The 22546-nt window shown below is 71.2% G+C and carries 15 protein-coding genes and 1 pseudogene; 5 read left to right on the top strand and 11 right to left on the bottom strand.

Annotated features, from left to right (window positions below; all coding sequences use genetic code 11):
- Positions 1–103 precede the first annotated feature (103 nt).
- From AVMA1855_RS21020 to kefC, 8 genes are all read right to left on the bottom strand, one after another.
- Positions 104–631, bottom strand: a complete 528-nt coding sequence (locus AVMA1855_RS21020) for a helix-turn-helix transcriptional regulator (RefSeq protein ID WP_284427202.1) — start codon at positions 629–631, stop codon at positions 104–106.
- 285 nt (positions 632–916) lie between these two features.
- A complete protein-coding gene (locus tag AVMA1855_RS21025; protein ID WP_502870358.1) occupies positions 917–3100 on the bottom strand; it encodes a TonB-dependent siderophore receptor in 2184 nt (727 codons plus the stop codon).
- 254 nt (positions 3101–3354) lie between these two features.
- Positions 3355–5502, bottom strand: coding sequence for a YehQ family protein (locus AVMA1855_RS21030; RefSeq protein WP_284427203.1), 2148 nt, complete (start codon positions 5500–5502; stop codon positions 3355–3357).
- Positions 5499–6626 (bottom strand): vWA domain-containing protein, encoded by a 1128-nt coding sequence (locus AVMA1855_RS21035; RefSeq protein ID WP_284427204.1) that lies wholly within the window; start codon positions 6624–6626, stop codon positions 5499–5501. The genes AVMA1855_RS21030 and AVMA1855_RS21035 overlap by 4 nt, the downstream gene beginning before the upstream one ends.
- Positions 6623–9103: a DUF5682 family protein gene (locus AVMA1855_RS21040; RefSeq protein WP_284427205.1), complete on the bottom strand. Its 2481-nt coding sequence runs from the start codon at positions 9101–9103 to the stop codon at positions 6623–6625. The genes AVMA1855_RS21035 and AVMA1855_RS21040 overlap by 4 nt, the downstream gene beginning before the upstream one ends.
- On the bottom strand, positions 9100–10245 hold the full coding sequence (locus AVMA1855_RS21045; RefSeq protein ID WP_284393350.1) for an ATP-binding protein: 1146 nt from the start codon (positions 10243–10245) through the stop codon (positions 9100–9102). The genes AVMA1855_RS21040 and AVMA1855_RS21045 overlap by 4 nt, the downstream gene beginning before the upstream one ends.
- Before the next feature lie 54 nt (positions 10246–10299).
- Positions 10300–14484, bottom strand: coding sequence for a WGR and DUF4132 domain-containing protein (locus AVMA1855_RS21050; RefSeq protein WP_284427206.1), 4185 nt, complete (start codon positions 14482–14484; stop codon positions 10300–10302).
- 80 nt (positions 14485–14564) lie between these two features.
- Complete coding sequence (gene kefC, locus AVMA1855_RS21055; protein ID WP_284427207.1) at positions 14565–16460, bottom strand: glutathione-regulated potassium-efflux system protein KefC; 1896 nt, start codon at positions 16458–16460, stop codon at positions 14565–14567.
- A 131-nt stretch (positions 16461–16591) separates the two neighbouring features.
- On the opposite strand from kefC, the gene AVMA1855_RS21060 reads away from it, so the two are divergent.
- From AVMA1855_RS21060 to AVMA1855_RS21070, 3 genes are all read left to right on the top strand, one after another.
- Positions 16592–17230 (top strand): LysE family transporter, encoded by a 639-nt coding sequence (locus AVMA1855_RS21060; RefSeq protein ID WP_284393355.1) that lies wholly within the window; start codon positions 16592–16594, stop codon positions 17228–17230.
- Positions 17231–17372: 142 nt separating this feature from the next.
- The gene (locus tag AVMA1855_RS21065) at positions 17373–17990 is read left to right on the top strand and encodes a nucleotide-binding protein (protein ID WP_284427208.1); all 618 of its coding nucleotides are present in this window, start codon (positions 17373–17375) and stop codon (positions 17988–17990) included.
- Positions 17991–18055: 65 nt separating this feature from the next.
- A complete protein-coding gene (locus tag AVMA1855_RS21070; RefSeq protein ID WP_284393360.1) occupies positions 18056–18520 on the top strand; it encodes a MaoC family dehydratase in 465 nt (154 codons plus the stop codon).
- A 99-nt stretch (positions 18521–18619) separates the two neighbouring features.
- Here the strand turns inward: AVMA1855_RS21070 and AVMA1855_RS21075 are convergent, their stop codons facing one another.
- The gene (locus tag AVMA1855_RS21075; RefSeq protein ID WP_284405399.1) at positions 18620–18934 is read right to left on the bottom strand and encodes a DUF4148 domain-containing protein; all 315 of its coding nucleotides are present in this window, start codon (positions 18932–18934) and stop codon (positions 18620–18622) included.
- 209 nt (positions 18935–19143) lie between these two features.
- Between AVMA1855_RS21075 and AVMA1855_RS21080 the strand changes: the two are divergent.
- Positions 19144–20109 (top strand): annotated as a pseudogene (locus tag AVMA1855_RS21080) (LysR family transcriptional regulator).
- A gap of 24 nt (positions 20110–20133) precedes the next feature.
- Here the strand turns inward: AVMA1855_RS21080 and trmL are convergent.
- Together trmL and AVMA1855_RS21090 are read right to left on the bottom strand one after the other, a co-directional pair.
- A complete protein-coding gene (trmL, locus tag AVMA1855_RS21085) occupies positions 20134–20595 on the bottom strand; it encodes a tRNA (uridine(34)/cytosine(34)/5-carboxymethylaminomethyluridine(34)-2'-O)-methyltransferase TrmL (RefSeq protein ID WP_272565035.1) in 462 nt (153 codons plus the stop codon).
- A gap of 81 nt (positions 20596–20676) precedes the next feature.
- Positions 20677–21399, bottom strand: a complete 723-nt coding sequence (locus tag AVMA1855_RS21090; protein ID WP_284427209.1) for a ComF family protein — start codon at positions 21397–21399, stop codon at positions 20677–20679.
- 37 nt (positions 21400–21436) lie between these two features.
- Here AVMA1855_RS21090 and AVMA1855_RS21095 point away from each other — a divergent pair, with 37 nt between their 5' ends.
- On the top strand, positions 21437–22342 hold the full coding sequence (locus AVMA1855_RS21095) for a methyltransferase domain-containing protein (RefSeq protein WP_284427210.1): 906 nt from the start codon (positions 21437–21439) through the stop codon (positions 22340–22342).
- The last annotated feature ends 204 nt before the right edge of the window (positions 22343–22546 follow it).

The raw sequence follows: 22546 nt of genomic DNA on the forward strand, positions 1-22546 counted from the left end.
CGAGCAGCGGCCCCACCTGTCCCTAGAATACAAAACGCCCGATGCGGTGCACCGGGCGTCTCTTGCAAGCCAATTACGGCTAGGGTTCAGTCCCGCATAGGTGTCAACCTATTCCAGGACGGGTCACCACTTTCCTGTCCGGCACAGGAACGCCGCGCAAGGCTTCTCTGGACGATGCGGATGGCCGGTTCGCCACCCGGGGGGGCGAATGGGGAGCCCCGCTGTCGGGCGCAGCGCCTGCCTTCAAGGTGGAGGGGGGGCGCTTTGCACGGCCTTGGGCCGCCGCTTTCCTGCCCCTGTCTTCTTGCTTGGCCGGAGACCGGGGTTTGGGGCGTGCTCTTGCCACTTCGCGCTCCAGCGAGGCGAGATCGTTCTGCGGGGCAATCAGGTCGGCCAGCCCCTGCGCCTGGTTGATGAGCCACAGGCACATGACATAAGACGCCATCGCCACGGAGGGATCGCCCCGCTCGATGCGGGCCATGGTCGGCTGCGACACACCCAGCCGCTGGGCCCACTGCGCCTGCGTTTCCCTGCGGCGCTTGCGGGCGATGACGATGTTCTGCGCCAATTGCTCGATCTGCTGCAGTACGGCCCGGGGATAGTCTGCAGGAGGGGTGTTCTGTCTCGGCATTCATAGATGTTAGTGAAAATGCATAAAAATAGAAACCTATGAATCAATGGCTTGGCCGGGAATCAAGGAAAGATAGTCAAAAAAATGCATAGATAGCCGATTAATGCAAAAAAATAAATATCTATGAATAAATGGAGACAAGCAACGATTGGCCCATAGCGATGCCGGCCCACGAATGGAGCGCGAGCCGGCGGTTCGAGGGGCAGGGGCTGGGCACGGCGCGGGCGGCGGCCAGTTCCCATGAGGGCGGCGGGCAACAACGCCCTTCCGCCGGTCTCCAGGTCTTCAAAAGAAGTACGTCAGGCCCACGCTGAAGCTGCGCGGCAGGGCGGGCGACACCACGTTGGCGTTGATCGCGCCGTCGTAGTAGGCCTTGTCGAACACGTTCTTCACGCCTGCGGTGATGCGGTAGTTGGAGCCGGCATAGCCGATCGACAGGTCCGCCACGGTGTAGGCGGGCAGGGTGAAGGGGTACGAGCCGACCTGCTCGCTCACGTAACGGGCGCCGGCGCCCAGGGTGATCTGCTGCATCTGCGGCAGCTTGTAGGTGGCCCACAGGGCCAGCGTGTGGCGCGGCGTGAGGTTCAGCGGCAGGCCCACGATGGCGGCGTTGTTGTCGCGCGTGACCTTCGTGTCGGTATAGGTGTAGGCGCCCGTCAGCTTCAGGCTGCGCAGCAGTTCGGCGCCCACTTCCAGCTCCAGCCCGCGCGCGCGCTGCTCGCCGGTCTGCACGCTGAAGCCGGTGTTGGCCGGGTCGGCCGTGGTGACGTTGCGGCGCTTGAGGTCGAAGAGCGCCAGCGCCCCGGTGAGCCCGCCGCCGGGTGCCTCGTACTTCAGGCCCGCTTCCCATTGCTTGCCGGTCTCCGGCGCGAAGGGCGAGCCGCCGAAGCTGGTTCCCGACACGGGCAGGAACGATTCGCCATAGCTGGTGTAGGCGGCCCATCCGGGCGTGAACTCGTACACCAGCCCGGCCGACAGGGTGGTGGCGGAATCCTTCTGGCGCGTCTGCCGGTTGGCCAGGCGGTCGTCGATCTGGTTGTCCGACCAGTCGCGGCGCAGCCCGACCAGGGCCGTCCATTGCGGGTTGAACTTGATCTGGTCCTGCGCGTACAGGCCCATCACGCTGAGCTTTTCAGGCGCGTTGCTGGTGTAGGCGGCCGGGCAGGTGGTGGCCGCGCCGTACACCGGATTGAACAGGTCGAGCGCGCCGATGGTGCAGCGCCGCTGGCCTTGCCAGCTGTGGCTGGTGCGTGCGTCCAGCCCGGTCACCAGGCGGTGCTGCACGCCCAGGGCGGCAAACTGCGACAGCAGCGAGGTGTCGGTGGCCAGCATGTCGTCGTCCAGGTACTGGCGCGTGGCCTGGCGGTTCTGCAGGCGCTGGTTGGACTGCAGCGCCAGGTTGGAGACGAAGTTGCCGTTGCCCTTCTCCGATTCGTAGCGCACGTTCTGGCGCAGCGTCATCTGCGGCGAGAAGCGGTGCTCCAGCGCGTAGCCGACCGAGGTGCTTTCGATGTCGTAGCCGCCGAAGCTCGGATCGCCCGTGTACAGCGTGGTCCGCACGGGGCCGTTGCGGTTGGGCAGCACCGTGCCGTAGGGCGTGATGCCCTGCTGGCGCATCCAGTTGCTCTGGCTGTAGGTGGCGAACAGCACCAGATCGGTCTGCGCGCCCAGGTCCAGCGACAGCGAAGGCGCGATCCAGCGGTCGCGCCGGTAGATGAAGTCGGTCGGATCGTCGCTGTTCGAGACCTGGGCGTTGATGCGGAACGCCGCCTTGCCCGACTCGTTCAGCGGGCGGTTGATGTCGGCCTGCAAGGTGCGCTGGCCGAAGCTGCCCACCTCCACGCCCACTTCGCTCAAAGCATCGCGCTTGGGCCGCTTGCTGATGGCGTTGACGATGCCGCCGGGCTGCACCTGCCCGTACAGCACGGAGGCCGCGCCCTTGAGCACCTCGAAGCGCTCGTAGCCGTAGGGCGTGAGGCGCGTCCACATGCCGGGGCTTTGCACCAGGCCGTCAATGAGGATGGATTCGGTGGAGCGAAAGCCCCGGATGTTGATGTCGTCGAAGCCGCGCCGCCCGAAGTTGACCGGGCTCACGCCGGCAACGGTCTGCAGCGCCTGCTGCAGGTTGGCGATCTGGCGCGACTCCATCTGCTCGCGCGTGACCACGCTCACCGACTGCGGAGTTTCCAGCCGGCGCATGGGTGCCTTGCCGGCCGTCTGGGCTTCCACCGGGGCGAAACCCACGTCCTTTTCCGTGCTGGCGTTGATGCGCACTTCCTGCAGTTGCGGCGTCGCGTCCGCGCTGGCCTGGGCCATGGCGGCCTGCGACAGACACAGCGCCAGCGGCGTGAGTGCGCAGCGGCACAGGGTGCGTGCGGGGGAGCGGGCCAGCGAAGGGCTCAGGAAAGGGCGCAGGAAAGCGGTGGCGTGGGCAGGCGAGTGCGCCGCGTCGGAACGGGTGTGGACCATGGAAATGCGGGAGAGGAGGGGCGAGAAAGAGGCCGCCGGCCAGCCGGAAGGCCGCCGGACCAGGCGATGGAAAAGAAACGGATCCATTTGATTGGGAATAATTATCATTCAAATTGATGTGAAAACGGGCGAGTCGGGCAGAGGCGCCGGCTATCGGCGGGCTATCGGCAGGTTTTCAGCCGGCATGCGGCGTGCGTGCGCCTGACGCGCCTGCACCTGCTGACAGGGCCTGCCCGCGCGGTCTTGCGGCCGCCTCAGCCGCCTTGTGCCTGCAACAGCAGTGCCAGCGTGGAGAGCGCTGCCAGCAGCGGTCCGCGGTCGGCCGACCGCAGGTGCCCGCCCAGGCTTTCGAGCAGCGCGGCACCGCGGTCCAGGCCGCCTTGCCGCAGCTGCCGGGCCTGAGACTGCGCGCGCGCGTCCAGCCCGCCTGGCTGGTGGCGCAGGCCCTGGCGCAGCCACTGGGCCAGCGATTGCAGGGTTTCGTCGAGCAGGGCCTGCACGGGTGTGGGCGCATCGGCGCAGGTGCGCAGTGCCAGCGGCTGGGCGGCTGGCGGCTCGATCTGCGGCACCACGGCGCGCTGGTGGGTGAGAAGGGCCAGCGGCTGCATGACCGCCTCGCCGCCGCGCAGCGCCACCGGCCCGGCCACCGCGCGCAGCGGCCCCCATTCGCCCGCCAGCGCGCGGGCCAGCGCGTCCACGGCGCCCGGCGCTGCCGCACGGTGCGGCAGCGCAAGGTGCAGTGCAGGCCCGGCGTCCTCGTGCTGCGCGTCCACGATGCGCGCATGCAGCACCTGCTCGGCGGCATCCCACTCGCAGTCCTGCACCTGCATGCCGCCTTCGAGCGCCACCACATGCAGCGCGCCCGATGCCCCGCTGGCCGCGCCTGTGGCGGCCTGGCGCGGCTGCACGAAATCGGGAAGCGCGGCGCGCAGGCGCTCGCGCAGCGCTTGCACGCTGGCTTGGCGCAAGGGCGGGGCCAACTCGTCCCAGGCCGCAGGCGAGAGCGGCATCACGCCGGTCTGGCGTGCCCCGGCGGTGATGTCGATGAGGCCGTTGGCGCGGCGCGTGGCGGTCTTGGTGATGACCTGTCCCGTCGCGATCTGCCGCAGTGGAAACCCCGCCACGCGCCGTCCGGCGAGGGCCTGCGCGGGTCCACTGGCGCCTTCGCCGCGCGGCCATTGGCGTTCCAGCACCGTCACGGTCTGCGTGTCCGGATCGGCGAAGAGCACGTTGGCGCCTTCGGCCGCTGCATCGGACCAGAGCGCGGCGCCCAGCGAGACGAGCTTGATGTGGTCCAGCGCGACCTCGCCCTTTACGCCCGCGCCCAGGATCTGGCTGGCATGCAGCGCGGGGCGTGCGGCCCCCGTCCTGTCCTCGGCCGCGGCCTCGGCGTGAACCGCGGCACGCGGGCGCGCCCACAGCTCGGCCGCCACGGCCAGCAGGCGCAGCGGGTCGTGCCGGCTGCTGCGGGCCTGCAGCGATTGCAGCAGCAGCCACAACTCCGCGATGCCGTCGTCCACCCAGCGCCAGCCCAGGGCCTGCGCCTGCGCGCGCAGCGCTTCGAAGCGCGCTGCCAGGGCCATCGTGGGCTGGGCCGATCCGTCGAGCCACAAAGACAGCAGCACCGCATCGAGCGCCTCGCGCAGGCGCAGCGCCTCGGGGGACTGCAGCTGCGCGGGTGACGCCGCGGTGCCGGTGCCGCCATCGGTGCCGGCACCGGCTTGCCCGGTGCCCGCGCGCGGCGGCACTTCCACCATGGTTTCGTCGCCGCCCGCGGGCAGATCGCCCGCGGCGCGGAACGCCCACAGCGCCACCACGACATGCGCGCAGCCGCTGCCCTGCTGGCAGTCGCAGCGCGCATGCACGAGCGAGCTGCGCGAGAAGAACCGCACGGTGCACATCGGCAACCGGGCCGTGGGCGGCGAGGTGTTGCCCTGCCACGGCTGCACCGCCACCACAGGGCGCGAGGCCGCCAGCCGCGCGGCCTGCTCCAGCACCGAGGGCGCCACGCTGGCCGACACCGCCGCGTCGTCGAAATGCGCGGGGCTCCAGGCGCCCCCCGATTCCGCGGGCGGCGCTGCGGGCGCGGACGCATCGATCGCAGGGGTGCTCGCCGCACTGTTCAATTGTTGATAGGCCAGCACCAGCATCACGCGGTGGCGGCACATGCCGCTCGCGGCGCAGGTGCATGCGGCATCGCGCAGCGTGCGGCCCGGCGGCAGGCGCGTGCGCGCGCCGTCGTCGAATTCCGCGCGCACGGTGCCGTCGGGTTCGGTCTCCAGCCGCGGTAGCACCTGGGCCGCCACGTCCTTCTGCGCGCGCTTGACGAAGCCCGCGTTGGCCAGCGCCGTCAGCGCCTCCGGGGTGAGTTCGAGCAGGTCGGCCCGCAGCGGTGCGTTCATGCCTGCACCTTTTCGGCCAGCCAGCCCGCGAGCTCGCCCGGGGTCATGGCGCCGACCTGCGCGCCTTCCTTCACGAGGCGCGCGGCCATCTCGCGGTCGTAGGCGGGCTCGGCCTGCGCGTCGAGCGCGGCCAGGCCCAGCACCTTCGTGCCCGCGCCGGTCAGCGCCTTCACGCGGCGCACGAGTTCTCCAGGGTCGCCGCCCTCGTAGAAATCGCTGACGAGCACGACGATGGTGCGGGCCGGGTTGGCGACGAGCGATTGCGCATAGGCCACGGCCCGGGCGATGTCGGTGCCGCCGCCCAGCTGCACTTTCATGAGCAGCTCCACCGGATCGGACACATCGGCCGTGAGGTCCACCACCTGGGTGTCGAAGGCCACCAGCCGCGTGCGCATGCCCGGCAGCTGCCAAAGGCAGGCGGCCATCACCGCGCTGTGGATGACGGAGTCCACCATCGACCCGCTCTGGTCGATGAGCAGCACGATGTCCCACGGCTCGGCATGCCGCCGCGTGCGGCTGATGAAAATGGGCCGCTCCACGTAGAGCTTGCCGCGCGCCGCGTCCCAGCGCCGCAGGTTGGCCTGCAGGGTGCGCCGGAAGTCGAAGTTGCGCGCCACTTTCATGCGCGAAAGGCGGCGCCGGTCGCGGCTGCCGCTGAACGCCTGGCGCACTTCGGTGGCGAGCTTTTCCATGATGCGCCGCACCACCTCGGCCACGAGCCGGCGGGCGGCGGCCAGCACCTGCGGATTCATGAGGTGCTTGGTGTGCAGCACCGCGCGCAGCAGCGATTCGGACGGCTCGATGCGTTCCAGCACCTCCAGGTTGGTCACCACTTCGTCGATGCCGTAGCGCTCCACCGCATCGCGTTCCAGCCGCTCGATCACTTCCTTGGGAAAGAGCGTGTGGATGGTGTTGATCCAGTCCGGCGTGCTGAGCGCCGAGGGCCCCAGGCCCGCGCTGCGCTCGCCGCGCTCGGCGCGATCGCTGTCGCGGCCGTAGAGCCATTCGAGCGCCGCATCGGCCGCCTGCGCGGCATCGCCGAGCGCGCCGCACGCGGGTTCCGCCGGCTCGCCGAGCAACAGGCGCCAGCGCTGAAGGGGGTCGGGGATGGTCAGCGGTGTCATGCAGGGGCTCCGGTGCCGGCGTCGATGCCCCACGCGGCCAGGCGCGCCGCGGCCGCAGCTTCGCCGGCGCGCGCGCGGGCCAGTGCTTCGGGGGGCAGGGCGCCCGGGGTGGCGGCCGTGAGGGTGCGGCGCGGCAGGTGCTGCGCGCCGTGCAGCGACAGCACCTGCCCGGCGAGTTGGCCCCGCTCGCGCGGCGGCAGCCAGGCGAAGGCGGCCCGCAGCGCCGGCAGGGCCTGCACGAAGTCTTCGTCGTCCAGCGCCCGGATGCGGCGGTCCATGCCGGCGGCGAAGGCGGGTTCGGTGGCGAGCGCCTCGCGCGCCAGCGCCAAAAGGCCGGCGAGGGCGTCGCCCAGCGTGGCGGCGGTCATTGCGGCGAGCAGGTCCATGGCTTCCTGCACGCCGGCCTCGGGGGTGGCGGCAACGTCGCCCTGCGCGCCACCACCCAGGCGGCCCGACAGCGCCAGCACCGCGCCCAGCGCCGCGCCGCGGCTGACCGGTGCGGCTTGCGGGTCGGCCGCCTTGCGCTGCCATACCGCGAGGGCGCGCGCGGGTTCCAGCGCGAGCGGATGGGGCGTGCCGTCTTCCAGGTCGGCCAGTGTGTCGGCGACGATGCGCTGCAGCGCGCGGTGGCCGTGCAGATGGTCTTCGGTGTCGGCGGTGGCCACCGCGGCGGGGGCTTCAAGCAGCCAGAGCGCGCGGTCGAAGCCGGCCTCCACTGAGACGCGCAGCACGGGTGCGCCGGCCATGCCGAGCATCTGGCCGTGGCGCAGCAGCGTGTGCAGCAGCCCCAGCGCGGGGGCCAGCGCCTCGAAACGCGGCTCCTGCGCGATGGCGTCGCCGATGTCCCGCAGCAGCCCGTCGCTCAGGTCCGCAAGGCCGGCCCAGGCCGCGCTGTTCAGGCCTTCGGCCAGCGGCGCGATGCGCCCGCGTGCCTGGCGCAGGCGGTCTTCCAGGCGCGCCCGCGCGGCGTCTTCCAGCGTGGCGCCCCAGGCGCCCGCCTCGATGAGCGCGGCCTGCTGCTCCAGCGGTTCGCTGAGGCTCCAGGCCTCGCCGCGTTCGCCCGACAGCGCCATCGCCGGGCCGCGCGTGCGCACCACGCCCGGCAACTGCAGCAACGCCAGCCGGTGCAGCACGCGGCTGCGGGCGCGGTCGCCTTCCTGCAGCAGGTCGAGCGTGACGGTGCCACGCAGCGGCAGGCCCTGCGCGGCCAGCTCGGCCCGCACGGCCGCGACCAGCGGCGGCTGCGGCGTGCCCGGTGCGAGGCGGCCCGCCGTGTCGCCGGCCAGCACGTCCATCGCCTGCACCAGCACCGGGGCGGTGCCGGCACGCAGCGGGCCGCGGTAGGTCCAGGGCAGGGGGGCGTCGAGCGCCTCTTTCACCAAGGCGCCCGCCAGGGCGTCGAGCCAGTCCGAGCGCAGCGGCTGGCGGTGCCCCCGCAGCCGCGCCAGCCCCAGCGCGCGCGCATGCACGGCCATCAGGTCGGCGGTGGAGGCGCTCAGCTGGCGCTCGCGCAGGCGCTGCACCACGCCGCGCAGCAACTCGCGGGCCGCGCCCTCGGCCCCGTGCTCCCAGAGCCACTGGTAGTACTGCGGCGACGGCATGCCCGACGCATAGCCCGCGAAGGCATCGAGCCGCCGGAAGGTGTAGGGCACGATGTAAGATCCAAATCGTGCCGATGCCTTAGTGGTAATTGGTTGGTTTGCTATATTTTTGATAGTGTCTTCGGGGTCTTCCGCGGGCTGCGGCGTCTCCGGCTCGCCGGGGGACATCCCGCGCCAGAGCCGCGCGAGCGCGGGTGCGTGGTAGCCGCCGCACACCACCAGCACGGCGCCGCGGTCCTGCGCCATGGCCCAGGCGATCCAGCGCGCCATCATCTGTTCGCGCGCCTGGTTGCCGAGCGAGCCCGTCTCCCCCTCACCGCGCAGGTGGCCGAAGTACGTGGACAGGCGCAGCGCCAGGCCATCGACGTCGTCCCGTCCGGCCTGCGCATCCTCCTGGCCTGCGTCTTCGAAGAGGTGGTCCCAGAGCGCGTCGCGGCCCTGCACCGCGAGCTTGTCCGCCAGCGCGCGCTCGTAGGCCTCGGCCCGCGCCTGGTGCTCGGCATCGGCCGCATCGGCGTAGCGGTTCTCGAGATGGGCGAACGCGTCGTGCCAGGCGGGCAGGTCGATGAAGCGCACCTGTGCGCCGGCTTCCCGCCCGGCCTGCAGCGCCTGCCATTCGGGCGAGTGATCGGCGAAGGGCGTCCACGATCCGCGGTGCGTACCGCCGCGCGCCAGGTAGCTGTAGATCGCCACCGGCAGGCGGTGCGGCAGGTAGAGCTCGTCCAGCCGGTCGTTGAAATCCGCGGGCCCCTCGATCAGCACGAAGGCGGGCAGCAGCGCCCGGATGCGCGCCGCCACCAGCCGCGCACAGGCGGGGCTGTGGTGGCGCACGCCGAGGATGACGGGGTCGGCGGGCGGCGCCGTGCCGGCCTTCACGGCAGCCGGTGGCGCGCTTCGTAGTACGCGCGCCAGTGCCCGCCCGTGCGCTTGGCGGCCTTTTGCTCGAAATAGCGGCGCAGCTTGGCGCGGTCGTCGGCGTTGTCCTTGACGATGGTGCCGGCGATGCAGTCCACCAGGTCGGCGGGCGAGCCCTCGCGCCGCTCCAGGAACCAGGCGCGCACGCCCACCGCGTGGGCCACGTTCACGGCCTCGGCGGTGGACATCACGGCGCTCAGGCGGTCCATGGCCGCATCGGGCGGCGCGCCGCGCTGGCCGTCGGCCGGTGCACCGCGCAGGTCTCGGAAGGTGGACACGAGCAGCTCCAGCACCGGCGCCGGCACGGCGTGCGGGATGCCGCTTTGCGCGAGCAGCCGCGCGCTGGCGTCCTGCACGAGCGACAGCTCCCGGTCGAAGTCGAGGATCGGGAAGACGGTCTCGAAGTCGAAGCGGCGCTTGAGCGCGGCGCTCATCTCGTTCACGCCGCGGTCCCGCGTGTTGGCCGTGGCGATGATGTTGAAGCCCTCGCGGGCGTAGAGCATGGCGTGTTCGCCCGCCAGCTCGGGCACCGCCATCACGCGGTCGGAGAGCATGCCCAGCAGGCAGTCCTGCACCTCCAGCGGCGCGCGCGTGATCTCCTCGAACCGCACGATGCGGCCCTGCTGCATGCCCTGGTAGAGCGGTGCGGGCACGAGCGCGCGCGGGCTGGGGCCTTCGTTGATGAGCAGGGCGTAGTTCCAGCCGTACTTGATCTGGTCCTCGGTGGTCGAGGCGCCGCCCTGGATGGTCAGCGTGGAGACGCCCGAGACGGCCGCGGCGAGCAGCTCCGACAGCAGCGACTTGGCCGTGCCGGGCTCGCCCACGAGCATCAGCCCGCGGCCGGTGGCCAGCGTGACCAGCATGCGTTCGATGCTTGCCACGGGCGCGACGATCTTGGGGGCGATGCCCAGCGCCGCATCGCCCAGGATGAAGGCCCGTGCGGCGCGCAGGCCCAGCGACCAGCCGGGCGGGCGCGGGTCCGTGTCCTGCGCGCGCAGGCGCTCCAACTCCGCGGCATGGAGGATTTCGGAGGGCGGCCGCTGCAGCGGGACTCCCGCGGTTGCGGCTTCGCCGGGAGGTGGTGTCTTGCGGGAGATGGCCATGGTGCGGTCGGTCGGTCGGGGATGGGAAAGGCAGGGGCGGCGATGCGATGGCCGTCAGGCGCGCAGTCCCTCCAGGTCGCGGATCAACTCGCTGGCGGAGATGGCGTCCAGGAGGCCGATGGGCTCGGCATTCTGCAACTCGCCCCAGGCGGAAGGCTTGCCCACCTGCACTTCACCCAGTTCCTGCTCGGGGTATTCGTCCACCATGCCCACGATGATGCCGGGGTCCAGGTGCAACTCGATCACGTGGGCGGCCCCCAGCGGCTTGGTGAAGTACCAGATGCCGCCGCCGTCCTGCGCCTGCCCACGGCGCCAGCCCTTGTTGACCAGGCCCAGCACGCGGCCCGTGGGCACCTTGGCTTTGGTCCAGCGCGAGAGCTTGATGTCCGCCTTCTCCGCCTCGGTCAGCGTGTAAGTGTCGCGGCCGATCTGCGGGAACGGCTGCAGCAGCTCGTAGTCCGCGAAGATCTGGCCGAAGGCCGCGGCGTCCTCGGGCGACAGTTCCAGCGCATGCGGAACGCCGATGCGCACCTGCGCGCCCTCGGGGATATCGAACGGGTCGTCCTCGGCCGTGGTGGTGCTGCCGTCTTCCGCCACGCGAAAGCAGGCAGCGAGCCGGCCGCCGTAGCTGCCGCCATCTGGCACCTCGTACACGCCCCAGACCAGGCGCTGCACGATGTGGCGCACGAGCGGGTGGCCGGCGAGGAAGGCGCGGAACACCTGCGGCGTCCAGCGCCGGCGCGCGCACATGGCCACCTCCAGGCGCAGCAACTGCTGGCTGGCGATGGTGCGCGCGTCTTTCTTGAGCAGCTTGAAGCGCTCCACGGCCTGCGCCGAAAGGTCGGGGTCGTCGGTCTTCTTCGGCTTGGGCAGGTCCGGCAGGCGCGCGCCGTCGCTGCCGTCCACCGAGACCTCGCGCACATAGGGTTTGAGCGTCTCGTCGAAGCCCACCTTGAACGCCCTCGGACCGAATTCGAGCCGCAGCGTGCCCTGCGCGTCCAGGCCCAGGTCGGGCGCGAGGCGGTCCTCCAGTTCCTCGGGGCTCAGGCCCCGCGCCTCGGCGATGGCGGCGATCTTCTCGCGGGCCTTGTCCTGCAGGCCCTTGAACTTGATCTTCTGTGCGATGCCGTTGAGCAGCATCAGCGCGACGTCGGTGCCGATCTGCGCGAGCACGTCCAGTCCCGTGACGGCGCGCGCATGGGCCGACTCGCCGGGCCAGGCGCGGATGAAGGGCGTGAGCCGGCGGGCGGTGTCGTCGGTGCCCAGCAGGCCCAGCGCGGTCAGCGCCCAGCCGTCCTTCGAAGGGCCGCCCGCTTCGAGCCAGGCGCCGAACGCATCCCATGCGAAGTCGGCCAGCGAATCGGGCGTGCAGGCCTCGCGCGCCACGGCGATGCCGGCATACACCTCCTCGCTCGTGGGGAAGGTCAGCATCTGGCCGAGCGCGTCGAGCGCTTCGTCGGGCAGCGCCTTGCCGCGGCCCGGGCCATCCTGCAGCACCGGGCGGCGCCAGCCGCGCGGCTGCCAGAACTCGGGCAATTTGGCGCGCTTGGTCGGGAAGCGGTCCAGCGGGCTTTCGTCGAGCACGGTGCGCAGCGTCTGCAGGACCGTGTCGTCACCGTAGCGGCCGGCCACCTCCATCAGGAGGGCCCCGTGTCCCTGCGCATGCAGCAGCCGCAGGGCGGCGCCCGCGCAGTCGCGCGCCTCGCCCGCTTTGCCCAGGGCCGGCGCGATGAGCGCGCAGGCCGCGTGCTCGGGGTATTTCAGCAGCCAGGCGCGGCCGGTGTCGCGCGCGGTCTTGAGCTTGGCGAACGCGCGTGCCGCCGTGGGGGCGATCTCCACGGCACCGTAGTGCATCGCCCAGGCCAGGTTCTCGGCCGGCTTCGCGCGCACCATGGCGGTGAGCGCCGGCAGCGCGGGCAGGCCCAGCTTGGCGATCGCATGGCCCACGCCGTAGCCCTCGGCCTCGCCCGCCACGGCATTCCAGAACGGCACGGCGAGCGCTGGAGGCAGCGTGGCCGCAGCCACGCAGTCGAAGGAATACCAGTAGTAGCGCTCGCGCTTGCGCTCGGCCAGCATGGCGCGCCATGCCGCGATGAGCGCGTCGGCGTCTCCCGCCCGGATGGCGCGCGCGGCGTCCTCGGCCAGGGGGGCGAGCTGCTTTTTCCTGTTCGTGTCGAAGCCCAGCAGATCCACCATCTCCAGCACGTCCTGCGCCGCTTTCGCAAAGCGGTTGAGATGCCACGAGTTGAGACGCTGCGCCTCTTCGCGTTCGCCCGGCGCCCATTCCTCGACGGGGGCCAGCGGCAGCGGCTCCAGCGCCAGCGCCGCCGCGGTCTTGCGCGCGGTCTTCGCGAGCCAGGGCGGATCGGCGAGCACGGCCGGCAATTCTTCGCGGGAGGCCACCTCGGCCGGGCCGGTAAGGAGGGCCAACTGCCGGTCCACGGACGCCTGCGCGGCGGCATCCAGCCAGGGGCGCAGCAGCGGCACGCTCTGCCCGTGCGCACGCAGCAGGCGCGAGAGCATGGGCGTGAGCAGGCCGGCGTCCTTTCCGTCCGCGGCCACCAGCCGCGAGAGGGCCGCGATCGCCGCGAGCGGCCAGCGGTCCGCTGCCAGGGACAGGCGCGCCAGCGCGCCCTTGGAGCTGCTGGCGGCCTTGGCCAGCGCATGCACGGCCTCGGGCGTGCCGAGGGTGGCCAGCGCTTCCCCGGCGGCCTCCTCGGCGGCCCCGCGTTCCAGCACCGCCACCGCGCCGGTGCCGCGTTCGCGCACGGCCGTCGCCACCATGCGCCGGTTGCCCCAGAAGCCCTCGGAGTAGCCCAGCCGCGTCTTCGCGGCCAGCGCGATCGCGGCGGGGTCGGTGGCCGTGAGCATCAGCCAGTGCAGGGTGTCGGGCACCTCCTTCTCGGCGGCGAGCCGGTGCGCCAGCGCGTCGGAAACCGCCGGCCGGTCGGGCAGCAGCAGCGCCATCGCCGGCTGCCGGCTCGGGTGCAGGGAGGGCAGGTCGGCCTCGATGCGGTCAGCGCAGACCTCCCACTCGGCCTGTGGCGCGGCCGCGAGATGGCGGCGGAAGGCTTCCTCGCCCTGGCCCAACGGCCCGCGCCATCCGTTGCTCATTGCGCGGGTCACGGTGGTGGACAGGTGCGCGCGGCGCTTCTTGGTGGTCGAGTCGTAATCGTTGGTCGTCTCCAGGCGCTGCGATGCCATGAGGATGTCGACGGCCCCGGGCAGTCCGTACTGCGCCACGAGGTAGTCCACGATGGCGGCGGCCGGTTCGTTCTCGCCGTAGTAGCCCGAACTGGCCAGGGCCAGCGCGAGCAGTACGGTATCGGCCTCTGCGTCGGCCTCGGCCGTGTGCCGGCCGAGGCGGTCGATGGTCCGCTGCAGCGGATCGCGCAGGGGCGCATCGGTGGCTGGCAGGTTGAAGTGGAAATCGCAGTGGCTGCGCACGCGCTGCCATGCCTGGGGCAGTGCGGCGGCTTTCGCTTCCTGGGGGAAACGGCGCGAGGCATAGGCCTCGCGCTCCATCTGGGACGGCAGGCGCACGGGGTCGCCCTGCGCGAGCCAGGGCGGCACCGCGCCGGGCCCGCCGTCACCGGCCCGGGCATCGGTGGGCGCTGCGGCCGGCGGGGTGGTCTCGGCCCCAGCCGCCGCTTCGGCGAGCAGGGCCTGGGCGAGGGCGGTCGCGCGCTTGTCGACCTGCGCGGTCGTGCCCCAGCCCGTCAGCAGGCCTTCGGATTTCAGGCGCTCGAACGCCATCGAGGCACCCTGGTCGCTCACGCCGTGCTGGCGCTTGAGCACCGCGGCCGAGAACACGTCTTCCACCTTCACCGCACCCTCGGCCAATTGCGTGCAGAAGGCGGTGAAGACGCGATCGCACTGCGCATCCAGGCTTTCCGCCGGGGCGGGAGCCGGTGCAGAAGCGCTGGCGGTGGCGGAGCGCCCGGCACCATCCGCGGCCGCCTGCCTGGAAGCGGCCTGGGGCGCGGGCGCCTTGGCGGGCGCCGGCGAGGCACCGATGGCGGCGCCCGGTGCCACGCCGACTTCGCTGTAGCCCTTGTTCGTTTTCTCGGTGACCAGCTTGGTCAGCGCCGCCGAGGCCTTCGCGGCGTCGGCGAACGATTTGGTCTGGCTCTGGCCGGCCGTGCCGATGCGGCCCCACCGGATGTTCAGGTCGGAGCCGGAGGGCTCGATCTCCCAGAATTTGCTGGAGTTTCCTTCGATCAGTTCGAAACGGCGCATGGGGTCGGGTGTCCTTTCGCAAACGGGTCTTGGGGGATGGCCGGCGGCCGCGGCCCGGGCCGCGGAGCCGGTCGAAAAAGTCAGGCGCTGCCCGGCGGCAGGCCGGTGCGCTGCGCGGGCGGGGCATGGCCTGCGGCGTCCGCAGGGGGGCCTGCGTCCGCCGCGGCGGATGCGGCTTCCTGCCGCTCCTTGGCCATCTGTTCCACCAGTTGCTGGCGGCCTTGTCGCGCCACGGCGATGAACTTCTCCTGGTTCTTGTGGTGCGGGTACATGCGGTTGGCCAGGTCGATGTTGTGTTGGCGGAACCGGTCCGCCACGCGCTGGGCCTCTTGCGCCGGCAGGCCCATGAGTTCCAGCACCGTGCGGGCGGTCTTCAGGCTGGACTCGAACAGCTCGCGTTCGACGTGCTCCACGCCCAGATCGCGCAGCGCGTTCCAATGGCTCATGTTGCGGGCGCGGGCCACGATTTTCAGCTGCGGAAAGTGAGCGCGCGCCAACGCGGCGATCTTGACGGACTGGCCCGTGTCGTCCACCGCGATGACCAGGATGCGGGCCTGCGCGGCCCCTGCGATGCGCAGGAGCTCCAGCCGCGTGGCGTCGCCGTAGAACACGCGGTAGCCGAAGGTGTGGGCCACCTCCAGCATCTCCACGCTGTGGTCCAGCACGGTCGTCGGCACGGCTTGCAGCAGCATGGTGCGTGCGACGATCTGCCCGTAGCGCCCGAAGCCCGCGATGATGACCGGCGCCTCCTGCGGCTCGGAGATCTCCGCCGCGGCCGGCACATCGGTCTTGAGCCGCGCATAGCGGCGCAGCAGCACGCGGTCCAGCAGCACCAGCAGCAGCGGCGACAGCAGCATCGACAGCGCCACGGCGCCGATCAGCAGCGACGCGGTTTCGGCCGGTAGCGCGCCCGCCGTCGATGCCGCCTGGAACACGACGAACGCGAACTCGCCGCCCTGCGCCAGCAGCAGCGTCATCACGGGCCGCTCCTGGTACGGCGTGCCGGTCGCCCGCGCCAGCGCGTAGATCACCACGCCCTTGATGACCAGAAAGCCGAGCAGCACCAGGGCCATCAACCCGGGCGAGCGCATCAGCACGCCGAAGTCGATGGACATGCCCACGGCCATGAAGAAGAGCCCCAGCAGCAGGCCCTTGAAGGGCTCGATATCGGCCTCCAGCTCGCGCCGGTATTCGCTGTCGGCCAGCAGCACGCCGGCGAGGAAGGCGCCCAGCGCCATCGACAGGCCCACGATGACCATCAGCCAGGCGATGCCCACCACCAGCAGCAGCGAGGCGGCGGTGAAGATCTCCGGCGTCCTGCTCTTGGCGATCCAGCGCAGCACCGGGCGCAGCAGCAGCCGCCCGCCCAGCACGATGCCGCCCACCACGCCCACGATCTTGGCCGCTTCCAGCAGCAGGTCGGGCGTGGCGTGGGGTGCGGCCTCGGCCGCGGCGGCCGCACCCAGCAGCGGCAGCAGCGCCAGGATGGGAATGGCCGCCACGTCCTGGAACAGCAGGATCGAGAACGCCTTCTGCCCGCTATCGGTGCGCATCAGGTTGCGCTCGCCCAGCGACTGCAGCGCGATGGCCGTGGACGACAGCGCCAGTCCCAGCGCGCCCACCAGCCCCACGCGCCACGGCAGGCCGCAGGCCCACGCCGCCAGCCACAGCAGCGCCGCGCACCCCAGCACCTGCGCGCTGCCCAGCCCGAAGATCGGGCGCCGCAGGCTCCACAGCCGGCTGGGCTGCAGCTCCAGGCCGACGAGGAACAGCATCAGCACCACGCCGAACTCAGCGAAATGCAGGATGTCCTGCACGTTGCTCACCAGGCCCAGGCCCCAGGGGCCGATGGCGATGCCCGCGGCTAGGTAGCCGATGATCGCCCCCAGCCCCAGCGCCCGCGCGATGGGCACGGCGAGCACGGCCGCGCCCAGGTAGAGGAAGCCGTAGGTGAGCCAGGTGGGTGCGTGGGCCATGGAGAAAGAATGGGGTGGAGAAAGAAGGGGGTGGAGAAAGAGGCGGTGAAGGGGACCTCGGCAATTTTGCATCGGTAAGATCGGCGGCTCCCGATCCTTTCATCTTCTTTCCTTTCTTTTCCGGCGGACCCATGGACCTGCACACCTGGCTGGCATTTTTGGCGGCGGCTTGCCTCATCGCGATCTCGCCGGGCTCCGGCGCCGTGCTGTCCATGAGCCACGGGCTCACCTACGGCGTGCGAAAGACGGGCGCCACCATCCTGGGGCTGCAACTGGGGCTGCTGCTGATCCTGGTGATCGCCGGGGCGGGCGTGGGCTCGCTGCTGCTGGCCTCGGAGACGGCGTTCAGCGCGGTGAAGATCCTGGGCGCGTGCTACCTCATCTACATCGGCATCGCCCAATGGCGCTCGGGCGATGCGTCGTCCCTGCCGGGTGGGGAGGCCGCGCCGGCCGGCCCGTGGCAAAAGCGCTGCCTCACGGGCTTTCTGACCAACGCCACCAACCCCAAGGGCATCATCTTCATGGTGGCCGTGCTGCCCCAGTTCATGACCGACACGCGCCCGCTGTGGACGCAACTGCTCGCCATGGCGGCCACGATGGTGGCGGTGGACATGGCCGTCATGCACGGCTATGCCGCGGGCGCCAGCGCGCTGCGCCGGCTGCTGCGCAACGCCCGCGCGGTGCGTGCGCAGAACCGCGTGTTCGGCGGCCTGCTGATGGCCGTGGGCACGGGGCTCTTCTTCGTCAAGCGCGGGGCCCAGCACGGCTGAATTCGTTTGCTATTAAAAATATAGCAATATGCCCTAGTGGAATATGCGCTGGAGGGGTTTTTGACTCATGCTCCCCAGCCCGGCCCCGGGCGGCGCTACCATCGCCCCCGCCAATCCAACTTTTGACCCCCAGGAGGCGTGCATGCCAGTGATCGCAGTGGCCAATCCCAAGGGCGGCGTGGGCAAATCCACGCTCGCCACCAACATCGCCGGCTATTTCGCCAGCCAGGGCCACGCCGTGGTGCTGGGCGACGCCGACCCGCAGCAGTCGTCCCAACTGTGGCGCGGGCTGCGGTCCCCGGCCGTTCGGCCCATCGGCGACTGGCCCCTGCAGCCCGACGCCATCGGCCGCCCGCCCAAGGAGGCCACCCACGCGGTGCTGGACACGCCCGCGGGCCTGCACGGCGCGCAGCTCAAGTCGGTGCTCCAGCTGGCCGACAAGGTGATCGTGCCGCTGCAGGCCAGCGTGTTCGACATCTTCGCCATCCGTGGCTTCCTGGACGAGCTGGCCCAAAGCCGCCATGCGGCGAACGTGCAGATCGGCATCGTCGGCATGCGGGTCGATGCCCGCACCATCGCGGCCGACAAGCTGGGCGAGTTCGTCGAAAGCCTGGGCCTGCCGGTGCTGGGCCGGCTGCGCGACACGCAGAACTACATCCACCTGGCCGCGCAGGGCCTGTCGGTCTTCGACGTCTCGGCCAGCCGCGTGGCGCGCGACCTGGAGCAGTGGCAGGGCATCTGCGACTGGCTCGACCAGTAGGCCGGCGCGCGCGGCTGTCGCGTGCCCGACAACGCGCACGGCCCGCCCCGGCCTAAAGTGCGCGCATGAAAACCTTCCAGACGTATTCCGAAGTGGCCGCCTGCGTGGGCAGCGAGGTGGCGGTGACCGACTGGATCACCATCACCCAGGCGCAGATCGACCAGTTCGCCGAGGCCACGGGCGACCACCAGTGGATCCATGTCGATCCCGAGCGTGCGGCCCAGGGCCCGTTCGGCGCGCCGATCGCCCACGGGTTTCTCACGCTGTCGCTGATTCCGCGGTTCTTCGAATCGGCGTTCGCCATCGCCGGCGCGCGGATGGGCGTGAACTACGGGCTCAACCGCGTGCGCTTCACCTCGCCCGTGCCCGTGGGCAGCCGCCTGCGCGCGCGGCTCACGCTGCAGGCCTGCGAGCCCGCCGCGCCGGACGGCATCCAGATGACCTGGCTGGTCACCATCGAGCGCGAAGGGTCCGACAAGCCCGCGTGCGTGGCCGAGTCCCTGGCGCGCAACTACGGCGCCGCGCCCTGACGGCGCCCCATGAAAAAGGCCCGCAGGGCGAACCTGCGGGCCTTTTCTTAGGGGAGGGGCTGGGCCGGTCGCAACCGGCCGGGCCGCCGTGCGGTCAGATCAGTGGTCGCCGCTGACCGTGTTGCGCGACTTCGCGGCCGCCACGGTTTGCGCCTGCACTTCCTTGCGGGTGACGACCGTGGCGTTGCCGGAGACGGCCAGGGGCGCGGGCACGTCGTACCAGTCGCCGGCGCGGGGCAGGGTGCCGTTCTGGCGGGCGGCCACCAGGTCGGCCACGACGGCTTCGCGGGTCAGCGCGCTGGAGGCGGCGACAGGGGCGGGATAGTCGGAGCCGTCGCCTTCCACACCGGCGTGGGCGGCGAAGGCGCTCAGGGCGATGGCGGCAGCGGTGGCGAGAGTGCGGTAGTTGTTCATGATGGTGTCCTTCATTGGTTGGTGTTTCCGGGCAAGGCTGGTCTTGTTGGGGGCCGGTCTTGTCCTGCCTCGGTGGGTCCGCCTTCAGGCTTTCTCATCGATGGGTTGAACTGTACGCAGGGTTAACCCTTTGAAAAACAGCACTCTCGGCAATGAATAATTAACGAAATTGAAATAATCGCGGCCCTTGAAACGCCGTCATTCCTGCAATGGATAGATTGCTGACGATGCGCGTGTTCCAGTCCGTCGTGGACGAAGGCGGCTTCGCCGCGGCCGCGCGCGCGATGGACCTGTCGGCCGCGGCGGTCACCCGGCTGGTTGCCGACCTGGAGAGCCACATCGGCACCCGGCTGCTGCAGCGGACCACGCGCCGGGTCTCGCTCACCGATGCCGGCGAGGCCTACCTGGCCCGCGTGCGCACCATCCTGGCCGACGTGGAGGAGGCCTTCGCCGCGGCCCAGGCCCACACCTCGGAGATCGCCGGCGTGCTGCGGCTGCACGCGCCGCCGGTGCTCGCGGTCCACATCCTCGCGCCGCTGGTGGAGGGCTTTCACCGGGCGCATCCCCGGGTGGTGCTGGACATCCATGTGGACTCCTCGCTGGAGCCGCCCATCGGCGATTTCGACATCACGCTGCTGAGCGACGACGCGGTCTTCGGCGCCAACGTGATCACCCGGCCCATCGTGCGGTCCGACAGCGTGGTGTGAGCCTCGCCCGCCTACCTGCGGGACCACGGCATGCCGCAGGTGCCACAGGACCTGGCCCGGCACCAGTGCCTGCTGCGCCGGCGCAGCGACACCAAACCCGGGGTGATGCGCCTGTTCGATCCCCTGCTGGGCCACCGGGCCATCGACATCGAGGTGCAGCCGGTCTGCGTGACCAACCACATCGAGACCCTGCTGCGTGCTGCGCTGGATGGTGCGGGGCTGACCTCGCTACCGGTCGATCTGGCTGCGCCCTACCTGCGCAGCGGGCAACTGGTGCGGGTGCTGGCGCCCTGGACGGCGGGGCGCTTCACGCTGTACGCGGCCTTTCCGAGCCGCAAGTTCATGCCCGCACGCACGCGGGCCTTCCTGGATTTTCTGAGCGCCCGCACGCGCAAGTCCGTGGAGGAGGCGCTGCAGGCCCCTGGCGTCCTGGACCAAAACGCGGCCCCGCCCGCCCCGCAGGCCTGAGGGCCGGGCCAGGGCCTTGGCGCATCAGAGAAAGCTGTTTTGCCGCCAGGCTTCGTACACTGTGACCGCCACGGCGTTCGACAGGTTCAGGCTGCGCTGCCCCGGCACCATCGGCAGCCGCAGTTGCTGGGCGGGCGGGAACGATTCGCGCAGCTCGGGCGGCAGGCCGCGCGTCTCGGCGCCGAACACCAGCCAGTCGCCGGCGCGGAAGCTGGTCTCGTACACCGTGAGCGTGGCGTGTGTGGTCATGGCGAACATGCGGGTGGCGTCCGGCTCGGCATCGCGCAGGAAGGCGGTCCATCCCGCGTGGCGCTGCACCTCGGTGTACTCGTGGTAGTCGAGGCCCGCGCGCTTCATCAGGCGGTCTTCCATGGAGAAACCCAAGGGTTCGATCAGGTGCAGCCGGCACGCGGTGTTGGCGGCCAGCCGGATCACGTTGCCCGTGTTGGGCGGGATCTCGGGTTCGACAAGAACGATATGAAACATGGCGTCTATTGTCGGCATCTGCGCCGCACCCGGCGCGAAAGCTCGTAAACAAACGTATCCAGGCCCGGTGATCGGCCCGGGTCAGGGACTATCGGTGCGGGCGACCACCACCGCGGTGATGTGCGCGGCGCCGGCCTCGCGCAGCACCCGCGCCGCCGCGTGCAGCGTGGCGCCCGTCGTCATCACGTCGTCCACCAGAACCACCCGGCGGCCCGCGATGCGCGCGGCGCGCCCGGGCTCCAGCGCGAACGCGCCGCGCAGGTTGCGCAGCCGGTCCTTGCGCGGCAAGCCGCTCTGCGCCTCGGTGGCGCGGGTGCGCAGCAGGCTGGCGGCATCCGCCTTCGCCGGCGACAAGGCACGCGCCAGCAGCGCGGCCTGGTTGAAGCCGCGCTCTTTCATCCGCTCGCGCGACAGGGGAATGGGCAGCAGGCAGCCGGCCGCTTCCACTGCCGGTTCCACCCAGGGCGTGCTGCGAAGCAGGGTGGCCAGCGACGGCGCCCAGCCGGGGTCGGCCCGGAACTTGAAGTCGGCCAGCGCCTGCGCCCAGGGGTAGCCGTAGTCCACCGCTGCAAGGCAGGCGTCCAGCGGCGGCGGGTCGGTGAGGCAGTGCCCGCAACGCGCCACGCCCGCCGGCACGGGCAGGGCGCAGGTCGCGCAGCGCGGCTGCGGCTGTGCGAAGCGGGTGGCGCAGGCATCGCAGACGCGCCGCGCGGGCCAGGCATGGCAGACGGCGCATTGGCTGGGCACGGCACCCAGGGCCGCGCCCAGCCAGTGCGATATCCCTGCAAGGTGCCTGTGGAGCATCGACTCAATATACTCGCCGCGACCCCCGTCCCCCACGATGCCAGAGCACCTTCCCCCCACCATCGACCCGCCCGCCGCGGCCCGCTGGCATGCCGCCGCCCCCGCCATCTCCCCCTGGCTGCACGAGGAGGTCGCCCGGCGCATGGACGACCGGCTCCAGTGGATCCGCCAGGCCCCGGCCGCCTGGTGCGACTGGGACCCGGTGCGCGGTGGCCTGCAGGCCCATGCCCTGGTGCGCCAGCGTTACCCCCAGGCCACCTGCCAGGTGGCGGAAACCGCGGCGCGCCGCCAGCCGGTGGCCGAGCAGGCACTGGGCGCGGCATGGTGGAGCCCTTCGCGCTGGGGCGGGCGTGCTCCGAAGTTCGGCCTGCCGGCGGACGGCAGCGTCAACATGGTGTGGTCCAACATGGCGCTGCACACGGCCGCCGACCCGCAGCGGCTGATCGGCCAGTGGCACCGGGCGCTCGCCGTGGACGGCTACCTCATGTTCTCCTGCCTGGGCCCCGACACCGTGCGCGAACTCCATGCCGTCTATGCCGAACTGGGCTGGCCGCCCGCCGGCCATGCCATGACGGACATGCACGACTGGGGCGACATGCTGGTGCAGGCCGGGTTCGCCGAACCCGTGATGGACATGGAGCGCATTCGGCTGACCTTCGCCACCCCGGCCCGGCTGCTGAAGGAGTTGCGCGAACTGGGTTGCAACCTGCACCCGGCGCGCTTCCCCGCGCTGCGCGGGCGGCGCTGGCGCGAGCGCCTGGAACAGGCGCTGGCCGACCGCCTGTCCGACCCCAACGAGGGCGGCCAGCTGGCGCTGACCTTCGAGATCGTCTATGGCCACGCCTTCAAGCCGGCGCCACGGTTGCGGGTGAGCGAGAGCAGCGCCGTGTCGCTGCAGGACATGCGCGCCATGCTGCAGGGGGCGAGGAAACCGGGCGCCTGAGGGTGTTTTCCCGGGGGCAGGGCCCCCATGATCCGTCGCAACAGCAGGCTACAATTCTTGGCGGTGCTGTTCCGGAACTTCTGCTGCGCGGTGCGATCCCTGCGGCCCCGCCGGGAGGCCGCCTGTCGGCGGCAGGCTCTGCGGTCGGCGCGAAACCTTCCAACCTTCTCATGGTTTGTACGGGGCTGTGCAGCGGATGTCGCC

Origin of the sequence: Acidovorax sp. SUPP1855 (assembly GCF_030158955.1) — a bacterium.
Classification (GTDB): Bacteria; Pseudomonadota; Gammaproteobacteria; order Burkholderiales; family Burkholderiaceae_C; genus Paracidovorax.

Coding starts and splice junctions, on each gene's coding strand:
- AVMA1855_RS21030 (WP_284427203.1), bottom strand. CDS start 5,502: ATGAACGCACCGCTGCGGGCCGACCTGCTCGAACTCACCCCGGAGGCG.
- AVMA1855_RS21070 (WP_284393360.1), top strand. CDS start 18,056: ATGAAAACCTTCCAGACGTATTCCGAAGTGGCCGCCTGCGTGGGCAGC.
- kefC (WP_284427207.1), bottom strand. CDS start 16,460: ATGGCCCACGCACCCACCTGGCTCACCTACGGCTTCCTCTACCTGGGC.
- AVMA1855_RS21045 (WP_284393350.1), bottom strand. CDS start 10,245: ATGGCCATCTCCCGCAAGACACCACCTCCCGGCGAAGCCGCAACCGCG.
- AVMA1855_RS21035 (WP_284427204.1), bottom strand. CDS start 6,626: ATGACACCGCTGACCATCCCCGACCCCCTTCAGCGCTGGCGCCTGTTG.
- AVMA1855_RS21065 (WP_284427208.1), top strand. CDS start 17,373: ATGCCAGTGATCGCAGTGGCCAATCCCAAGGGCGGCGTGGGCAAATCC.
- AVMA1855_RS21025 (WP_502870358.1), bottom strand. CDS start 3,100: ATGGTCCACACCCGTTCCGACGCGGCGCACTCGCCTGCCCACGCCACC.
- AVMA1855_RS21090 (WP_284427209.1), bottom strand. CDS start 21,399: ATGCTCCACAGGCACCTTGCAGGGATATCGCACTGGCTGGGCGCGGCC.
- trmL (WP_272565035.1), bottom strand. CDS start 20,595: ATGTTTCATATCGTTCTTGTCGAACCCGAGATCCCGCCCAACACGGGC.
- AVMA1855_RS21050 (WP_284427206.1), bottom strand. CDS start 14,484: ATGCGCCGTTTCGAACTGATCGAAGGAAACTCCAGCAAATTCTGGGAG.
- AVMA1855_RS21060 (WP_284393355.1), top strand. CDS start 16,592: ATGGACCTGCACACCTGGCTGGCATTTTTGGCGGCGGCTTGCCTCATC.
- AVMA1855_RS21020 (WP_284427202.1), bottom strand. CDS start 631: ATGCCGAGACAGAACACCCCTCCTGCAGACTATCCCCGGGCCGTACTG.
- AVMA1855_RS21095 (WP_284427210.1), top strand. CDS start 21,437: ATGCCAGAGCACCTTCCCCCCACCATCGACCCGCCCGCCGCGGCCCGC.
- AVMA1855_RS21075 (WP_284405399.1), bottom strand. CDS start 18,934: ATGAACAACTACCGCACTCTCGCCACCGCTGCCGCCATCGCCCTGAGC.